The sequence below is a fragment of the Parahaliea maris genome, from assembly GCF_008064665.1.
GTDB lineage: Bacteria > Pseudomonadota > Gammaproteobacteria > Pseudomonadales > Halieaceae > Parahaliea > Parahaliea maris.
In genome coordinates, this window is record NZ_VRZA01000002.1 from 491,255 (window position 1) to 508,380 (window position 17,126).

General features: G+C 63.8%; 17 protein-coding genes. 10 read left to right on the forward strand and 7 right to left on the reverse strand.

The window, feature by feature from the left end; all coding sequences use genetic code 11:
- Positions 1-19: 19 nt before the first annotated feature.
- Genes FV139_RS06590 through FV139_RS06600 form a run of 3 tightly spaced genes read right to left on the reverse strand, consistent with a single transcriptional unit; the run spans position 20 to position 2,186 of the window.
- The gene (locus tag FV139_RS06590) at positions 20-604 is read right to left on the reverse strand and encodes a HupE/UreJ family protein (protein WP_148067457.1); all 585 of its coding nucleotides are present in this window, start codon (positions 602-604) and stop codon (positions 20-22) included.
- Positions 605-1,198, reverse strand: a complete 594-nt coding sequence (locus FV139_RS06595; protein ID WP_148067458.1) for a HupE/UreJ family protein — start codon at positions 1,196-1,198, stop codon at positions 605-607. It abuts the gene before it with no gap.
- Positions 1,199-1,247: 49 nt separating this feature from the next.
- Positions 1,248-2,186: a LysR family transcriptional regulator gene (locus FV139_RS06600; RefSeq protein WP_148067459.1), complete on the reverse strand. Its 939-nt coding sequence runs from the start codon at positions 2,184-2,186 to the stop codon at positions 1,248-1,250.
- Positions 2,187-2,306: 120 nt separating this feature from the next.
- Between FV139_RS06600 and FV139_RS06605 the strand changes: the two genes are divergently transcribed.
- Positions 2,307-3,644, forward strand: coding sequence for an aspartate aminotransferase family protein (locus tag FV139_RS06605; RefSeq protein WP_148067460.1), 1,338 nt, complete (start codon positions 2,307-2,309; stop codon positions 3,642-3,644).
- A gap of 33 nt (positions 3,645-3,677) precedes the next feature.
- Positions 3,678-4,646 carry an AEC family transporter gene (locus FV139_RS06610; RefSeq protein WP_235898568.1) on the forward strand — a complete coding sequence of 323 codons (969 nt, stop codon included), beginning with the start codon at positions 3,678-3,680 and terminating at the stop codon, positions 4,644-4,646.
- Positions 4,647-4,682: 36 nt separating this feature from the next.
- Here the strand turns inward: FV139_RS06610 and FV139_RS06615 are convergent, their stop codons facing one another.
- On the reverse strand, positions 4,683-5,819 hold the full coding sequence (locus FV139_RS06615) for an acyl-CoA dehydrogenase family protein (RefSeq protein ID WP_213004040.1): 1,137 nt from the start codon (positions 5,817-5,819) through the stop codon (positions 4,683-4,685).
- A 163-nt stretch (positions 5,820-5,982) separates the two neighbouring features.
- On the opposite strand from FV139_RS06615, the gene FV139_RS06620 reads away from it, so the two are divergent.
- From FV139_RS06620 to ybaK, 5 genes are all read left to right on the forward strand, one after another.
- Positions 5,983-6,996, forward strand: coding sequence for an AraC family transcriptional regulator (locus FV139_RS06620; RefSeq protein ID WP_148067462.1), 1,014 nt, complete (start codon positions 5,983-5,985; stop codon positions 6,994-6,996).
- A 112-nt stretch (positions 6,997-7,108) separates the two neighbouring features.
- Positions 7,109-8,536 carry an aldehyde dehydrogenase family protein gene (locus tag FV139_RS06625; protein ID WP_148067463.1) on the forward strand — a complete coding sequence of 476 codons (1,428 nt, stop codon included), beginning with the start codon at positions 7,109-7,111 and terminating at the stop codon, positions 8,534-8,536.
- The gene (gene glpK, locus FV139_RS06630; protein ID WP_148067464.1) at positions 8,536-10,026 is read left to right on the forward strand and encodes a glycerol kinase GlpK; all 1,491 of its coding nucleotides are present in this window, start codon (positions 8,536-8,538) and stop codon (positions 10,024-10,026) included. Before FV139_RS06625 ends, glpK begins: the two co-directional genes overlap by 1 nt.
- Before the next feature lie 31 nt (positions 10,027-10,057).
- A complete protein-coding gene (locus tag FV139_RS06635) occupies positions 10,058-10,243 on the forward strand; it encodes a hypothetical protein (protein WP_148067465.1) in 186 nt (61 codons plus the stop codon).
- Between the two features lie 32 nt (positions 10,244-10,275).
- Positions 10,276-10,743, forward strand: coding sequence for a Cys-tRNA(Pro) deacylase (gene ybaK / locus FV139_RS06640; RefSeq protein ID WP_148067466.1), 468 nt, complete (start codon positions 10,276-10,278; stop codon positions 10,741-10,743).
- Here the strand turns inward: ybaK and mscL are convergent.
- Genes mscL through FV139_RS06655 form a run of 3 tightly spaced genes read right to left on the reverse strand, consistent with a single transcriptional unit; the run spans position 10,740 to position 13,012 of the window.
- A complete protein-coding gene (mscL, locus tag FV139_RS06645; protein ID WP_148067467.1) occupies positions 10,740-11,174 on the reverse strand; it encodes a large-conductance mechanosensitive channel protein MscL in 435 nt (144 codons plus the stop codon). The two genes, ybaK and mscL, sit on opposite strands and share 4 nt — an antisense overlap.
- 6 nt (positions 11,175-11,180) lie before the next feature.
- Positions 11,181-12,485: an adenosylmethionine--8-amino-7-oxononanoate transaminase gene (gene bioA, locus FV139_RS06650; RefSeq protein WP_148067468.1), complete on the reverse strand. Its 1,305-nt coding sequence runs from the start codon at positions 12,483-12,485 to the stop codon at positions 11,181-11,183.
- On the reverse strand, positions 12,482-13,012 hold the full coding sequence (locus FV139_RS06655; protein WP_235898569.1) for an arylesterase: 531 nt from the start codon (positions 13,010-13,012) through the stop codon (positions 12,482-12,484). Before FV139_RS06655 ends, bioA begins: the two co-directional genes overlap by 4 nt.
- 115 nt (positions 13,013-13,127) lie before the next feature.
- Here FV139_RS06655 and FV139_RS06660 point away from each other — a divergent pair, with 115 nt between their 5' ends.
- Genes FV139_RS06660 through FV139_RS06670 form a run of 3 tightly spaced genes read left to right on the forward strand, consistent with a single transcriptional unit; the run spans position 13,128 to position 17,066 of the window.
- Positions 13,128-13,787, forward strand: coding sequence for an ABC transporter ATP-binding protein (locus FV139_RS06660; protein ID WP_148067470.1), 660 nt, complete (start codon positions 13,128-13,130; stop codon positions 13,785-13,787).
- A gap of 9 nt (positions 13,788-13,796) precedes the next feature.
- Entirely contained in the window at positions 13,797-16,265 is a 2,469-nt protein-coding gene (locus FV139_RS06665) for an ABC transporter permease (RefSeq protein ID WP_235898570.1), read from the forward strand.
- A gap of 3 nt (positions 16,266-16,268) precedes the next feature.
- Positions 16,269-17,066, forward strand: a complete 798-nt coding sequence (locus FV139_RS06670; RefSeq protein ID WP_148067471.1) for a CHAD domain-containing protein — start codon at positions 16,269-16,271, stop codon at positions 17,064-17,066.
- Positions 17,067-17,126: the final 60 nt, after the last annotated feature.

Here is a 17,126-nt window from a genome sequence, read left to right on the forward strand (position 1 = left end):
GCTTTTAGCGCAGGGCCAGTCAGCGCAGGGCCAGTGCCAGCACCAGCAGGGTGCTGGCACAACTCCAGGATCCCACGATGCGGATACCGATACGCTGCCAGGGCCGGCGTAACAGTTCCACCAGGCCGGCGATAACAATCAGGGCGATCGCCGCGCCCACCCAGCAACCCAGCAGGGCGGCAAAGGTCTGCTGGCGGCTGAGTCCCACATCGACCCCGGAATCGAGTCCGATCACCAGGCCCAGCAGGGCGCCCAGCACGGTGAATACCAGCAGCGGCAATTTCCACTGTAGCGCCACCAGCAGGCCGCAGAGCAAACCGCTGAGCAACAGCAATTGCTCCAGCGGCAGTCCGGTGCTCACCTCCAATCCGGCCAGGGTCAGGCCGAGGGCGAGTGTGAGCAGGAAAGGGGGGTAGGCCCGACGCATCGCGCTCACACCGCATTGCCCTACCAGCAGGGCAAAGGTGAGCAGTGCGAGGGCGTGGGGCAGCACCATCACCGGGTGCAGCAAACCGCCGTAGAAGTGGCCGATACCCTCAATCGGGCTGTGGGCAAAGGCCAGTTGGGGTAGCAGGCTCCCCAGGGCCAGCAACCAGCGCTTCATTCAGAGTGCGCGTGCCAGGAACAGGGCGCCGGCACAGGCGATCACGGCGCCGCCGGCACGTACCAGGGGCTTGCCAAGGCGCAGGCTGGTGAGCATGCCAAAGGCAATGCCCGCCAGGTGCAGCAGGCCGGTGGAGAGCACAAACCCTACGCTGTAGGCCAGCGGGCTGGCCGAGTGCGGCAACTCTGTGCCGTGGGCATGGCCGTGAAAAATCGCAAAAATGCCCACCATCACGGCCGCGATTGCCAGCGGCGGCCTGGCGGCCAGCAGCACCATCAGGCCGAGGACCAGCGCCGAGCCGGCGATGCCGATTTCCACGCCCGGCAGGTGGATGCCCGCTACCCCCAGGGCACCGCCAAGCGCCATTACCATGGGAAATACCACCGGCAACACCCAGATTGCCGGCCGCCCCAGGAAGGCTCCCCATAAGCCAACCGCGACCATCGCCGCGACGTGATCCCAGCCCATCAGCGGGTGGAGAAAACCGCTGCTGAATCCACCGGCGATGTCTGTGGGGGCATGGGCGCTGGCGCCACTGGCTAACAACAGGAGCGCGCCGGCGAAAACGGCGTGAGCAGGGAAGCGGGAGTTCATTTGTTACGGCCTTTTTACAGTGTGGGCGGGTGTGGGCGATCGAGCTGCATCATACCCAATTCAAGGTATCGGTGTCAGGCTTGTCGTGGGCGCTGAGCAGGCAGTCGAGCAGCGTTTTGACAATCCGGTTGGGTGGTGGTGAGCGGCGCAGGATGGCGCTGAATTCACAGACGTATTGAAAGGTCTCCGGGAGCAGGGCGCGCATTTGCCCCCTGGCCTCGAAGGCCGCTGCGTAATGTGCCGGCAGGTAGCCCACGTAGGCCCCCGACAGCACCAGGTGGGCCACGGCTTCCTGGTCGTAGGCAGTGGCCTGGCGCTGCTGGCCCAACTGGCGTGTCACCTCCATGTTGGGGCTGTGATAACCGATGCCCACGTACTTGCTGTGGCGTACGGCGTCGGCGTCCGGTGGCCGTGTAAAGAGCGGGTGGCCGGGCCCGCAGTAGAGGTACATCTGCTCCCGGAACAGGGGGAAGTAACGCAGGCTGGCGGAGGGGCGGTGCTCCGGAATGATACCGATGTGATAGCGCCCCTCGATGACACCGCGCTCGATGGCGTTAATGGGCTCCACATGCAGTTGCGGGTGCACATCGGGCGCCTGCTGGTCGAATTGTCCCAGCGCGGTGGCGATCCTGCAGTCGGGGTTGGAGGCGGTCTTGTCGAACAGGGCCAGCGTGACATTACCGGTCAACTGCCGGTGCAGGTCGTTCACCTCGTGCTGGAAGTCCTCCATCGCCGACATCATTTTTTGCGCACTGCTGTGGACCTGCTGTCCCTCGGTGGTGAGGGCGAAACCGCCGCGACCGCGGCGGCAAAGGGTCACCCCGAGGCGGGTTTCCAGGTCCTTGATATGGCGTGAAATGGTGGAGCGATTGATATTCAGCTCCAGCTCCGCCGCGGCGAAGCCGCCGCAGGCGACCACGGCGCGAAATACCCGCAGCAGGCGCAGGTCGTTGTCGGTCACGGTGCCGAGGAGGGCGCGTTTCTTCATCGTGCTGGCCGTCTGGTAAAAGTTTCATGATAACGAAACTATAGGTTCTCAATCATTAATTTATGAAACTAATGCCGGGCCCTAGAATGGGTGTTTTTCCACCACTGGACCAGGAAGGCCATGACCCAGATGCCAGACACCCAACACCTCACCCGCGCGCAACTGGAAGCGCACTGGATGCCCTATACCGGCAACCGGCAGTTCAAGGACGACCCGCGCATGATTGTCGCGGCAGAGGGCTGCTATTACATCGACGACCGCGGTCGCAGGGTCCTCGATGGCCTCTCCGGCCTGTGGTGCAGTGGCGCCGGCCACAACCGCGCCGAGATTACCGAGGCCGTCCACCGCCAGATGCAGACCCTCGACTACTCACCGGCTTTCCAGTTTGGCCAGCCGCGCTCCTTTGAACTCGCCAACCGCATCAAGTCGCTGACCCCGGACGGGCTGGACTACGTATTCTTCACCAACTCCGGCTCCGAGTGCGCCGACACCGCCCTGAAGATGGCGCGGGCCTACTGGCGCCTCAAGGGCCAGCCGACCAAGACCAAGCTCATCGGCCGCTCCAAGGGCTATCACGGGGTGAATTTCGGCGGCATCTCGGTCGGGGGTATCGGCGCCAATCGCAAGCTGTTCGGGCAGGGCGTGGACGCGGACCACCTTTCCCACACCCTGCTGCCGGAAAACGTGTTCACCCGCGGCATGCCGGCCGCTGGCTGGCAACTGGCCGACGAGCTGCTGGAACTGATTGCACTCCACGATGCGTCCAATATCGCCGCGGTGATCGTCGAGCCCATGGCCGGCTCCGCGGGGGTAATCCCGCCACCGGCGGGCTACCTCAAGCGCCTGCGTGAGATCTGCAACGCCCATGACATCCTGTTGATCTTCGACGAGGTGATCACCGGCTTCGGCCGCTGTGGAGCCATGACCGGGGCCGAGGCCTTTGGTGTGGTGCCGGACATCATGAATGTGGCCAAGCAGTTGACCAATGGCGCCATTCCCATGGGGGCTGTAATCGCGAAAGACGATATCTACCAGACCTTTATGGCCCAGGGCGGGCCGGAGTACATGCTCGAGTTCCCCCACGGTTACACCTACTCGGCCCATCCAGTCGCCTGCGCCGCGGCCATCGCTGCTCTGGATGTGCTGGAACAGGAGCAGTTGCCGGCACGGGTGGCTGAACTCGCGCCCTATTTCGAGAACGGGCTGCACACCCTGCAGGGTGCTCCCCACGTCAGCGACGTGCGCAACTTCGGTTTCGCCGGCGCCCTGCAACTGCAGGCCTATCCCGGTGAGCCCGCGCGGCGTCCCTACGAGGTGGCGATGAAGATGTGGGAGAAAGGCTTCTACGTGCGCTACGGTGGCGACACCATCCAGCTGGGCCTGCCCTTTGTTATCGAGAAGGACGAGATCGACAGTCTGCTCAGTGCCCTCGGCGAGACCCTGCAGGAACTGGCATAATCGGGTTTTCAGCGCATTGGTTGTACTCCCGAATTGGCGGATTCCGATTCCCTCAAACTGATCCTCACTGCGTTATCCGTTAGTGGCCCCACCTTCGGGTGGGTGCTGCTGGGGGTTCTGCTGCGCCGTGTCGGCCTGGTGAAACAGCAGCACGTCGACGCTATCGCCCGCCTGGCATTTAATGCGGCCCTGCCCCTGCTGCTGTTTATCAGCGCGGCAGCGGTGGACTACAGTCGGGTCACCGATGCCCGCTACCTGCTGGCGGGCATCGTGGCCACACTGTTGACCCTTGGCGCAAGTTGGATCTACTGCCGCTGGCGCGGTTTTGCCCTGGATGACACCGGCATTTTCATGCAGGCGTCCTATCGTTCCAATCTCGCCATTGTCGGTATCGCCCTGTGCCACGCGGCCTACGGTGAAGCCGGCCTGGCGCTGGCGGCCCTGCCGCTGGCGGTGATGACGGCGCTCTATAACGTATTGGCAGTAGCGGTTCTCAACGCCACCCTCGGTGGCCAGCGTTCTCCCGGCGCGATGATCCTGGGCATGCTGCGCAACCCCTTGCTGATTGGTATCGCCCTCGGGGTCGCGGCGTCGCTGGCGAGCTGGCAGTTACCGCCACTGTTCACCCATGCCGGCGACGCGCTTTCCAATTACTTCCTGCCCCTGACCCTGGTGTCCATCGGCGGCGCCATCAAGCTCAATACCCTGCATCGCCTGGGCCGCCTGACCTGGGAGGCCGCCATTTGGCGGCTCTGTGTCGGGCCGGCGCTGGGTATGGCGGTGGCCCTGGGCATGGGTGTCGAAGGGCCGCCACTGGGTGTGCTGTTCCTGCTGCTGGCATCACCCGTGGCGGCGGCCAGCTTCGTGATGGTAGTGGCCGCCCGGGGCAACGGTACCCTGGCGGCGAACATCATTATTCTAACGACCCTGCTGTGCGGGCTGACCGCAACCGCGGGCTTTCTGCTGCTGGTGTGGCTGGGGTTGGTCGGGGAGGTGGTGTGATGCGCCCGGTCCCTGGTGGGGACCGGGCAGGGGTTGTCAGCGGCCGAGAATCGAGCGAGCTACCAGCTCGCGCATGATCTCCGAGGTGCCGCCGTAGATGCGCTGGATACGCGCGTCGGTGTAGTAGCGGGAGATCGGGTACTCGGTGGTGTAGCCGTAGCCGCCGAACAGCTGCAGGCAGTCGTCGATGGTTTTGCACTGCATTTCGCAGGCGGCCAGCTTGAGCATGGCGGCCTTGTCGGCGGTCAGCTCGCCGCGACTGTACTCGTCGGCGCACTGTTCGTACAGGGCGCGATTGAGGGCGATCTCGGTGCGTACATCCGCCAGCTTGAAGCGGGTGTTCTGGAAACTGCTCACGCTCTGGCCAAAGGCCTTGCGTTCCTTCACGTACTCGACGGTGCACGCCAGCGCGCCCTCGGCAGCGGAGACGGCCTGGGCGGCGATACCGAGGCGCTCCCGGGGGAGCTCTTCCATCATGATCATGAAGCCCTTGTTCTCCTCTCCCAGCAGGGCGTTTGCAGGTACCCGTACGTCCTGGAAGAACAGCTGCGCAGTGTCGGAGGTGTGCTGGCCGATTTTCTCGATCTTCTTGCTCTTCTCGAAGCCGGGCAGGCTGGCATCCACCAGGAACAGGCTGGTGCCCTTGGCGCCCTTGCCCGGGTCGGTGAGGGCGGCAACGATGACCACGTCGGCGTGGATGCCGTTGGTGATGAAGATCTTGGAGCCGTTGATGACCCACTCGTCGCCGTCGCGTACCGCGGTGGTGCGAATACCCTGGACGTCGGAACCGGCGCCGGGTTCGGTCATGGCGAGTGCGCCCACGGCCTCACCGGTCACCATTTTGGTGAGCCACTGCTGCTTCTGTTCTTCGGTACCGTGGCGGCTGATGTAGGGCGCCACGATGTTGGAGTGGATGCCGGTGCCGGTGGCGATACCGCCAAAGCCCATGGCAGAGAGCTCCTCGATCAGGGCCAGGGTGACGTGCGGCGTGGTACCGGCACCGCCGTAGGCCTCGTCGACGTCGGGGCACAACAGGCCGGCTGCGCCGAGGGTGTGCCATAGCTCGCGGGGGACCAGGTGATCTTCTTCCCACTGCTCGAAATGGGGGGCAATCTCCTGCTCGAAGGCCCGGCGGGCCATGTCTCTGAACAGGGTCAACTCTTCTTTGTCCACGACGTACTCCAAATGGTGAATTCAGGGGGGCAAATTTTGCGCAAAAGTGCCGGCCAAGACAATGACTCAACCCGCCAGTTTTTGATTATAGGTGACACTCGGTGGTTAAATCCTGCGCAGCAAGGGAATAAACCCACAGCTATGAACCCGGATTTACCATTAAATGACAGTATTGGCTGACCTCCACCGCCCGGGCATCGCCACCCATTTCGCCCGTGTCCTGGTACAGCGGGCGGTGCCCCTGGGGGTGCCGGAGGCCGACCTGCTTGGCGCGGTTCGCCTGAACCGGGTACTGCTGGAGGAGGGGCGGGTGCGCATCAGTCCGGCCCAGCTCGGGGCGTTGATGCGCCTGGTGTGGCGCGAACTCGACGACGAATTGATGGGCTTTGGTGCAGGGCGGCACCGCTTCGGTACCTTTGCCCTGATGGCGCGGCAGATGGTCGACAGCAGTACGCTGGGGGAGGCCCTGCGCTACTCCGTGCGGTTTTACAATCTGACCTCACCCGCCCTGCGCTGGGAGCTGAGCGAAGGTGGCGTCTGCGAGCTGGCGCTGCGCCTGACCGAGCCCGAACGCGACCCCGACCACCTGCTGGAAGAGTTCCTGTTGCTCATGTGGCACCGCTTCTGCAACTGGCTGGTGGGTGAGCGCATGCCGCTGCGGCGCACGGGCTTCGCTTTCGAACCGCCTGCCCATCGCCCTGAGTACCGGCTGATGTTCCCCGGTCCGGTGTACTTTTCGCAGGAGGTTAGCAGTATCCAGGTGGACGGGGCCTGGTTGAAAGCGCCGGTGATCCGTTCGCGCCGTGACCTGAGGCGCTTTCTGCAGCGCCTGCCGGACGAGTGGTTCGTCAAACAGATCTTCGCCGACAGCGTCAGTGCGCGGGTATTGCGCGCGCTGGCGGATGCCTCTGCCTCCCTGAGCCTGGAACAGCTGGCGGACCAGTGGCACGTGAGCAGCCGCACCCTGCACCGCCAGCTCAAGCGCGAAGGGCACAGTTTCCGGCGCCTGCGCGAGCAGTTCCGTCGGGAGCGGGCGGAGTCGCTGTTACTGGAAGGAAACGGCCCTATCGGTGAGGTGGCGCAGTCACTGGCGATGACCGAGCCGGCCTTTTCCCGGGCCTTCAAACAGTGGACCGGCATGTCGCCACTGGCCTACCGCCGCGCCCGGGGGCGATAACCCCCTCGGGGAGGTAGCCAGTCTCGGGCGGAGTGCTACACTAGGTGCCCTCTGCACACTCTACGAACTGCAGTAAGAACCTGCATCACGAACCCGCAATCGGAGAATAACCATGCACGAATTTACCAAGTTCTACATCGACGGCCAGTGGGTCGATCCCGAGACTCCGCGCACCCTTGAAGTGATCAACCCGGCGACCGAAGACGCCTGTGGGATTATCAGCATCGGCTCTGCGGCGGACGTGGACAAGGCAGTCGCCGCAGCGCGCAAGGCGTTTGAAACCTACGGTTACAGCTCCCGGGAAGAGCGTATCGCGGTGCTGGAGGCCTGCATCGCCTCCTACCAGAAGCGCTACGACGACATGGCTGCCGCCATCAGTGAAGAGATGGGCGCACCGAAAACCCTCGCCGTGCAGGCCCAGGCTGCCCTCGGCATTGGCCACCTCACCGAGGCGCTGAAAGTCCTCAAGGACTTCGAGTTCGAGGAAGACCTGGGCGCGCACCGCGTGTTCAAGGAACCGATCGGCGTCTGTGGCCTGATCACCCCGTGGAACTGGCCCGTCAACCAGATTGGCTGCAAAGTGGCCCCGGCCCTGGCGGTGGGGTGCACCATGATTCTCAAGCCCAGCGAAGTCGCGCCCCTGTCGGCCTATATCTGGACTGAAATCATGCACGATGCGGGTGTGCCCGCCGGTGTCTTCAACCTGGTGAACGGCGACGGCCCCGGTGTGGGCACTGCCCTCAGCAGCCACCCCGACGTGGACATGATGTCCTTCACCGGTTCTACCCGTGCCGGCACCCTGGTCGCGCAGAACGCGGCGCCGACCGTCAAGCGCGTGGCCCAGGAACTGGGTGGCAAGTCCCCCAATATCATTCTGGACGACGCCGACCTCGAAGCCGCCGTTACCCGCGGTGTGCTGCACATGTACCAGAACACCGGGCAATCCTGTAACGCACCTTCCCGCATGTTGATCCCCCGGGCCAAGCTGGAGCAGGCGGAAGAGATCGCCAAGGGTGTCACTGCCGGTGTGGTAGTGGGCGACCCCCAGGACGAGGCGACCACCATGGGTCCGGTCGTATCCGAACTGCAATTCAACAAGATTCAGGGCCTGATCGAGAAAGGCATCGAAGAAGGCGCCAAGCTGGTCGTCGGTGGCCCCGGCCGTCCGGAGGGTATCGACAAGGGCTACTTTATTCGCCCCACGGTGTTCTCCAACGTGACCAACGAGATGACCATTGCCCGGGAGGAAATTTTCGGTCCGGTGCTGGCCATGATCCCCTACGACACCGAGGAAGAAGCACTGCGTATCGCCAACGATACGCCCTACGGCCTGGCCGGATATGTGCAAAGTGGTGATATCGAGCACGCCCGCAAGGTGGCCTCCCGGATTCGCGCGGGCAATGTCCACATTAACGGCGCTACGGGTGGCTTCGATGTACCCTTTGGCGGCTTCAAGCAGTCTGGCAACGGCCGCGAATGGGGCGCTCATGGCTTCACCGACTTCCTTGAAATCAAGGCTGTCGAGGGATACGCCGCCTGATGAAAGACTTCGTTCTCGCCATCGATCAGGGCACCACCGGGTCCACCGTCGCCCTGATGGATGGGCGGGGGCGAATCTGTGCCAGCGTCAACTACGAGTTCCCCCAGCACTTTCCCCAGCCGGGCTGGGTGGAACATCGTCCCGCGGACATCTGGCATTCGGTGGAGAAGGGCATCCGCGCAGTGCTGCGCAAACGGGTGTGCACGCCGGCGCAAATTGCCGCAATTGGCATTACCAACCAGCGCGAGACTACCGTCCTGTGGGACCGCGACACCGGAGAAGCGCTGAACAACGCCATTGTGTGGCAGTGCCGTCGCACCAGTGATTTCACCGAGTCTTTGAAATCCGCCGGGCATGAAAAAATGGTTCGCCGCAAGGCGGGCCTGGTACTCGATCCGTACTTTTCCGCCAGCAAGTTCCGCTGGCTACTGCAGAATACCCGAGGCATCGGTCGCAAGCTGCGCGCCGGCAAGGTGGCCGGGGGCACCATCGACAGCTACCTGATCTGGCAGCTGAGTGCGGGTGACGCCCATGTCACTGACGTCTCCAACGCCTCGCGCACCTCGCTGATGGACCTCAAGCGCTGTGACTGGGACAGCGAACTGCTGGACCTGTTCGAAGTGCCGGGCAGTATCCTGCCCCGGGTGGTTCCCTCCAGTGCGGTGCTCGCTCACACCAAAGGGGTGAAAGGGCTGCCGGATGGCATTCCCATCGCTGGCGTGGCCGGTGACCAGCAGGCCGCCCTGTTCGGGCAGGCCTGTTTTACCCCGGGTGATGTCAAATGCACCTACGGCACCGGTTCCTTCATCGTGATGAATACCGGCGACAAGGTGCTGCAGTCCCGCTCTCGCCTGCTGAGCACCCTGGCCTGGCAGCTGGGAGAGGGCGGCAAGCCGGTGTACGCCCTGGAGGGCGGTGCCTTTATCTGTGGTGCCGCCGTGCAGTGGTTGCGCGACGAATTGCAGATCATCAAGAGCGCCCCCGAGATCGAAGCCCTGGCCCGCCAGGTGGAAGATCACGCCGGCGTGGAGTTTGTGCCGGCGCTGACCGGCCTCGGTGCGCCCCACTGGGCACCGGAGGCGCGTGGTAGCCTGACCGGGCTGACCCGCGGCACCGGCCGCGCCCATATCGCCCGCGCCACCCTCGACGCCATGGCCCTGCAGAATGCCGATATCCTGCTGGCGATGGAGCGCGACCTGGGCAAGCGCATGAAACCCCTGCGCGTGGATGGTGGCGCGGCTGCCAATAATCTGCTGATGCAGATCCAGGCCGATATCCTCGGCCGTAAACTGATTCGTCCCAAGGTGATCGAAACGACCGTCGCGGGTGCCTGCTATCTCGCGGGCCTTGGCGTTGGCATGTGGAGCGGCGTCGGGGAAATCCGGAAAATCTGGGAAGCGGAGCAGGAGTTCCGGGTGCAGATCAAACCCGCCCGTCGGCGGGAGCGTCTGGCCAGCTGGCAGAAGGCGCTGGAGCGCACGTTGCTTTAGTTCCCAGCCGGGAACCAGCAAGAGTACTGCCGTGGCCGATATTCTCCCTTTCAAGAAGCCCTCCCTGCAGGAAAAGCACAAGGGCAAGACCCTGTGTAAGCACGGTCATCACAAATGGGTGGTGGACAAGGCAAAGCAATTTGACGTCAAGCAGGGCAAGCTGGTGACCCGCTACCGCTGCAGTCGCTGCGGCAAGGAACGGGTCAAGGCACACTGACACCCCGGGAAAACTCAGCAGGGAAACACCGCATGACGCCAGGCATCGACGCCGCCCGCAAGGCGGGCATTGCCTTTGACATCCACGAGTACGACCACGACCCGGCTGCGGCGTCCTATGGCCTCGAAGCGGCGGAAAAGCTGGGCGTGCCGGCGGAACAGGTGTTCAAGACCCTGGTGGTGGATGCCGGCGGAGCCCTTGTCGTCGCAATCCTGCCGGTGAATGAGACTCTCAACCTGAAAAAAATCGCCCGCGCGGCCGGCGCCAAGAAGGCCGCCATGGCCGACAGCAAGCGCGTTGAGCGCAGCAGCGGCTACGTGCTCGGCGGCGTCAGCCCGCTGGGCCAGAAGCGCGCGCTGGCGACCTATCTCGATGCCAGTGCAGACGAGCTGGACTCGATCTATGTCAGTGCCGGGCGGCGCGGTCTGGAAATAGCGTTAGCACCAGCGGATTTACTGGCAATAACAAGGGGCTCGCTGGCGGACTTGTGTAACAGCTAGCGCTTGTTTCCGCTTTGAAGGCTGTCCCGTATTTCGCGCAACAGCAGGATATCCTCGCTCGGCTCCTTTGGCTTCGCCGGCGCCACTTCCTCTTCCCGCCTGAGGCGGTTGATGCTCTTGACCAGCAGGAACACGGCGAAGGCCACGATCAGGAAGCTGACCACGTTATTGATGAACAGGCCGTAGTTGATCGTAACCGCACCCTCTGCGGCGGCCTGTTCGACGGTCTGGAATTCTCCCGAGCCATCGATGACCCAAAACAGGTTGGAGAAGTCCACGCCCCGCAGCAGCAGGCCGATCGGCGGCATGATGATGTCGTTCACCAGGCTTTTGACAATGGTGCCAAAGGCGCCGCCGATGATAATCCCGACGGCCATATCGACGACGTTGCCCTTGACGGCAAACTGCCTGAACTCGCTGATCATACCCATGATTTTCTAGCCTCCCAGGCTCGCTACCACGTCCACCATGGCCGCCGTCAGCGCCGCCAGGTCCTCGTCGTTCATGATGAAAGGCGGCATGACATAGACCAGCTTGCCAAAGGGCCTTACCCACACCCCGCGCTCGACAAACAGGGGCTGTACCACCTTCATATCCACGGGTTGTTTCAGTTCGATCACGCCGATGGCGCCCAGGGTCCGCACCTCCGCAACAGCGGGCAGGTCCCGCGCGGGCGCCAGCCCGGTCTCGAGCGCAGCGTTGATTCTCTGTACGCTGCGCTGCCAGGGCTGTGACAGCAGCAGTTCGGTGCTGGCGATGGCTGCGCTGCAGGCCAGGGGATTGCCCATGAATGTCGGGCCATGCATAAAGGCCCCGGCCTCGCCTTCGCTGATGCCCTCGGCAATGCGGGAATTGCACAGGGTTGCCGCCAGGGTCATATAGCCCCCGGTGAGCGCCTTGCCGAGGCACAGGATGTCGGGGACGATGCCGGCGTGTTCCAGTGCAAACAGCTTGCCGGTGCGGCCAAATCCGGTGGCGATCTCGTCGAAAATCAACAGCACGTCGAAGGCATCACACAGCGCCCGCAACTTGACCAGGTATTCCGGCGAGTAAAACCGCATGCCGCCGGCGCCTTGGACTACAGGCTCTACGATGACCGCCGCGATCTCGTGGTGCCGGTCCGCCAGCAGGTCTGCCATGGCTTTGATGTCGCTGTCACTGCAAGGCTCGTCGAAGGGGCAGGGGGGCGCAGGGGCGAAGTGATGTCGGGGAAGGACGTCACCGAACAGGTGGTGCATGCCGGTGACGGGATCACAGACCGCCATGGCGCCGAAGGTGTCGCCGTGATAGCCATTGCGCAGGGCCACCAGCTTTTGCTTGTCGGGACGGCCCACGGAGTACCAGTACTGCAGGGCCATCTTCAGCGCCACCTCCACCGCGACGGAGCCGGAATCGCTGAAGAATACCCGATTGAGACTGGCCGGGGTGATGTCGGTGAGAATCCTGGCCAGCTTGACCGCGGGTGGATGGGTGAGGCCACCAAACATCACGTGGGACATCTGCTCGAGTTGCTCGCCCAGGGCACGATTCATCACCGGGTGGTTGTAGCCGTGAATGGCGCACCACCAGGAGGCCATACCGTCGACCAGTTCGCGGCCGTCAGCCAGGGTGAGGCGTACGCCCTTTGCCGAGACTACCGGGAACACATCCGGTGCCTGGGTGGCGGAAGCGTAGGGGTGCCACAGGGTGGCGCTGTCGGCCGCGACCAGTTCTTGCCAGTCCGGGTGGGAGAAATTTTTCACAGTAACTCCATAATGGCCGCGCGGACGTTGTCCAACAGCAGCGGCTGGGCCTCGGCGGTCGGGTGGATGCCGTCTCCCTGCATCAGCGCGGGGTCGGTCGCCACCGCCTCCAGCAGGAAGGGGCCGAGGACGCTATCGGTTTCTTTTGTCACTGCCGGGTAGGACTCGCGGAACATTCCGGTGTATCGGCTGCCATAGTTGGGTGGAATCTCCATTGGCAGCAGCATGACCCGGGCGCCCGCGTCCTGGGCCAGGGCAACCATTTGCCGCAGGTTGCTGCGCAGTTTGGCGATGGGATAACCGCGGAGGCCGTCGTTACCGCCGAGTTCAATGATCACGGCGGAGGGCTGGTGTTCCTCCAGCAGCGCGGGCAGGCGCCGGAGGCCACCGGCGGTGGTTTCACCGCTGATGCTGGCGTTGACCACGTCCACCGGTTTGCCGGACGACTGCAGCTCGTCGTCCAGCAGGCTCACCCAGCCCTGTTCCAGAGACAGGCCGTAGGCGGCGCTGATACTATCCCCGAGCACCAGCAGGGTTCCTGCTTTACCAGGTAGTGAAATCAGGCACAGCAATCCGAACAGCAAGGCGCTGCGTAGCTTTTGCCGGAGAAGGCTGCGCTGTAAACGAGAGAAAGGGTTACGCATGATCAGAGCCGAAGATCTTCAGAAACGGGTCCCCATGGCGGGGCGAGAGCTGGAGATACTGAAAGGGATTAACCTCGAAATCAAGTCGGGCGAGACGGTGGCCATTGTCGGCGCCTCGGGCTCCGGCAAGTCGACCCTGCTGGGGCTGCTGGCCGGGCTGGACGAGGCCTCCTCCGGCAGTGTGGTGATTGGCGAAACCGACCTGGCGGCGCTCGACGAGGACGGGCGGGCAGCCTTCCGTGCGGAGAATGTCGGCTTTGTATTCCAGTCTTTCCAGTTACTGCCGGCGCTGACCGCGCTGGAAAATGTCATGTTGCCGCTGGAACTGAAGGGTCAGCAGGACGCCCGGCAGCAGGCCGAGCACTTCCTGGCGCGGGTGGAACTGGGCCAGCGCATGGATCACTACCCGAGGCAGCTGTCCGGAGGCGAGCAGCAGCGGGTGGCCATTGCCCGGGCCTTTGCCTCGCGTCCGGAGATCCTGTTCGCCGATGAGCCCACCGGCAATCTCGACAGTCGCACCGGCGATCACATCATCGAGTTGCTGTTCCAGCTCAACCAGGAGCACGGCACCACCCTGGTACTGGTCACCCACGACCTCAAACTCGCCGACCGCTGCCAGCGCTGCCTGCAGCTGGATGGCGGTGAACTGGTAGCCTGAACCATGGCGATGACAGCAAGGCGTATGCTGGCGCGGGACTGGCGCGGGGGCGAACTGGGAATCCTGATCGCGGCACTGGTGCTGGCGGTAGCCGTGGTCACTGGAATCAGTGCCTTTACCACGCGCCTGCAAGTGGCGCTGGAGCAGGAGAGCCACCGATTCCTGGCGGCAGACCTGGTGTTGCGCGGTGGGCGGGAACTGCCCGCCCGGTGGCGCGCGCAGGCCGAGGAAAGCGGGTTGGCCTTTGCCAGCACCCTGAGCTTTCCGTCGATGGTCTTTGCCGGCGATGAGGACATGATCCTCGCCTCGATCAAGGCGGTAAGTGAAGCCTATCCGCTGCGCGGGGAACTGACCTACAGCGATGAGCCCTTTGGCCCCGTGCTGCCGGCCACTACTGGTCCCGGCCCGGGAACCGTGTGGCTGGACTCGCGCCTGTTTGCCCTGCTGGATGTGGCCGTTGGCGAGCGCGTGACCATCGGCGAAGCGGACTTCGAAGTAGTAGCCGCCGCCCGCACCGAGCCGGACCAGTCGGCGGGCTTTTACAGCCTGGGGCCGCGGGTCCTGATGAACTACGCCGATATCCCGGCGACCGGTGTGGTACAGCCCGGCAGCCGGGTGGAGTATCGCCAGCTCTACGCTGGTGCGCCAGATACCCTGGCCGGGTTTCGAGCCTGGGTAGAACCTCAACTTGCCAGTGGCCAGCGCCTGCTTGACGTCAACCAGGGGCAACCCGGTATCGGCCGCGCCCTGGAGCGTGCGGAGCAGTTTCTGCTATTGGCAGGCAGCCTGGCAGTGGTATTGGCCGGGGTTGCCATCGCCCTCGCGGCCCGACGTTTCAGTGAGCGCCACACCGATTACGTCGCCATTATGAAGAGCCTCGGCGCCGCGTCCGGTGCAATTAACCGCCTGTATGGCAGCAGCCTGATGCTGCTCGGTGCGCTGGCTACCTTGCTTGGCTGTGCTGCAGGCTGGGCGCTGCAGGCGCTGTTTTTCGCCCTGTTTGCCGACCAGTTGCCGGTGATGCCCGGGCCGGCGGGTATCCGCCCCTACGCCATCGGCTTTGCGACGGCCTTCGCCTGCTTGCTGTGTTTTGCCTGGCCACCGCTCAGACGCCTTGGCCAGGCCAGCCCCCTGCGGGTACTGCGCCGCGACATGCCGAGCGAAAACCGCCGCACGCTGGGTGACTATCTGGCGGGCTTCGTCGCCGTGGCCGGACTGATGTGGTGGTACAGCGGAGACTGGAAACTGACCCTGGCGTTGCTGCTGGGCCTGTTTATTACTGCAGTGCTGGGACTCGGCCTCGCCTTGACCCTGTTGCGTGGCGGGCGCCTGGTGGGCATGAGCGCCGGCAGTATCTGGCGCCTGGCCCTGGCCGGCCTGCAGCGCCGGGGCACCGCCAACGCCCTGCAGGTGGTCATTTTCGCGATGGCCATCATGTTGCTGCTGGTACTGGTACTGGTGCGCACCAGCCTGATCCGCGAGTGGCAGGCCCAGTTGCCGTCCGACGCTCCCAATCACTTCATGCTCAATATTGCGCCGGAAGAAGTGCAGGACGTCGAACAGATGCTGCGAGCCAACGCCGTCCCCAGCGAGGCGCTGTACCCTATGATTCGCGGGCGGGTGATGTCGGTGAATGGCGAGGAGCTGCCGTCGCACGAGGAAACGGATACCGAGCGCCACCAGCGCGGGGCCAATTTCACCTGGTCCGACGGGATACCCGTGGGCAATCAACTGGTCGCGGGGCAGTGGTGGCTGCCGGGCACGGAAGCCGATGTGGTATCGCTGGAAGAGGAGTTTGCCCAACGTCTTGGTGTCACGGTGGGTGATCGTATCGGTTTACTGATTGGCGCAGCACCACTCGAGGTCACCGTCACCAGCGTGCGCAAACTTGACTGGCAGTCCTTCAGGCCCAACTTCTTCATGGTGTTTCCGCCGCAAGTGCTCAAGGACTTTCCCGCCACCTTCATGACCAGCTTCCACCTGGACGCGGCGGAGAAGCCCTTCCTGAACCAGTTTATCCGCCGCTTCCCCACCGTGACCGTGGTGGAGATGGACGTGGTGGTGGAACAGGTGCGCGGAATTATCGACCAGGTGTCAGCAGCGGTGGAGCTGGTGCTGGCGGTCATCCTCGCCGCGGGTTCGCTGGTGCTGGTGGCCGGTGTGCGGGCCAGCGTGGATACGCGTATGCACGAGAGCTCGGTACTGCGCGCCCTCGGAGCGCGCCGCAGCCTCATCCTCGGGGGCTTGGCCATCGAGTTTGCCTCCATGGGCCTGTTCGCCGGAATACTGGCCACGGTGGCCGCGGAGTTTTCAGTGTACGTCCTGCAGGCCTGGGTGCTGGACATGCGCTATGCGCCTTCGCCCTGGCTGTGGCCAATTGGTATCGGGTTGGGTACTGTGTTGATCTGTGCCCTCGGCGTTTACAGTTGTCGGGGGGTAGTATCGAGCCCGCCAGTGGCGGTGTTACGGGAACTGTGAACGATGCACTCCAACATCACGGACTACGTGGCGGAGCTGAAGCACAGGCGCCGGGCGCTACTGAAATCCTACGATGATGAAAACCTGCACCAACTGCGGGTGAACATACGTCGGCTACGGGGCCTGTTAAAGCAGCGACCCGACAAAGCGTCGCGGAAATTGCGACGCGAGCTGGGAAAACTGGTGAAGCGTACGAATCGCGCTCGCGACTGGGACACACTGGCTGGCTACGCCGCCCGGGTTCTGACGCCCGGGCAGTTGACGGTGCTTCGCCCGGTGATTGCTGCGCAGCAGGCTGAACCCCACCGGAAGGCACTCAGAATGCTCCAGACTCGCCGCTGGTCTTCCGCGCTGAAGCAGTTGAAAAAATATCGTGACAGCGGAGAACCCGGGGCTGTCGTCCTTCGGAGCCATACCGGGGAGTCCGCAAAAGCCCTCAAACGCGAGAAACAGGCCCGCCGGCAGGCACTGGCCCGGGGTGATGACGACGACTGGCACGCGTTACGTATCGCCATCAAGGATCTCCGCTATACGCTTGAATCCCGGGCGCTGTCGGGCAAGGGCCCTAAAGCCGAAGTGCAGGCCACTATTCACCAGTGCAAGCAGCTCCAGGATGCACTCGGCGACTGGCACGATGCTGTAGTTCACCAATCGCTCCTGAAGGAGCTGGCGGCCAGCGCCCAGGCGCTGGAGGATCCTGAAGTGATGGCGGTCGTAGAACTGCTCGCTGGGACCCTGAGCGCCCGCAGCCGGGACTGCCTGAAGCCCGTGCGGGAAATCCTTGACCGGGCAGCGGAGTAGCCGGCACAAAACATTCATCAACGCCACTCTCGTGCGCTGGTAGGATTTGTCCGAATACCG

Coding starts and splice junctions, on each gene's coding strand:
- FV139_RS06600 (WP_148067459.1), bottom strand. CDS start 2,186: ATGAAGAAACGCGCCCTCCTCGGCACCGTGACCGACAACGACCTGCGC.
- mscL (WP_148067467.1), bottom strand. CDS start 11,174: ATGGGTATGATCAGCGAGTTCAGGCAGTTTGCCGTCAAGGGCAACGTC.
- ybaK (WP_148067466.1), top strand. CDS start 10,276: ATGACGCCAGGCATCGACGCCGCCCGCAAGGCGGGCATTGCCTTTGAC.
- FV139_RS06590 (WP_148067457.1), bottom strand. CDS start 604: ATGAAGCGCTGGTTGCTGGCCCTGGGGAGCCTGCTACCCCAACTGGCC.
- FV139_RS06620 (WP_148067462.1), top strand. CDS start 5,983: ATGACAGTATTGGCTGACCTCCACCGCCCGGGCATCGCCACCCATTTC.
- FV139_RS06625 (WP_148067463.1), top strand. CDS start 7,109: ATGCACGAATTTACCAAGTTCTACATCGACGGCCAGTGGGTCGATCCC.
- FV139_RS06670 (WP_148067471.1), top strand. CDS start 16,269: ATGCACTCCAACATCACGGACTACGTGGCGGAGCTGAAGCACAGGCGC.
- FV139_RS06595 (WP_148067458.1), bottom strand. CDS start 1,198: ATGAACTCCCGCTTCCCTGCTCACGCCGTTTTCGCCGGCGCGCTCCTG.
- FV139_RS06665 (WP_235898570.1), top strand. CDS start 13,797: ATGACAGCAAGGCGTATGCTGGCGCGGGACTGGCGCGGGGGCGAACTG.
- glpK (WP_148067464.1), top strand. CDS start 8,536: ATGAAAGACTTCGTTCTCGCCATCGATCAGGGCACCACCGGGTCCACC.
- FV139_RS06605 (WP_148067460.1), top strand. CDS start 2,307: ATGACCCAGATGCCAGACACCCAACACCTCACCCGCGCGCAACTGGAA.
- FV139_RS06660 (WP_148067470.1), top strand. CDS start 13,128: ATGATCAGAGCCGAAGATCTTCAGAAACGGGTCCCCATGGCGGGGCGA.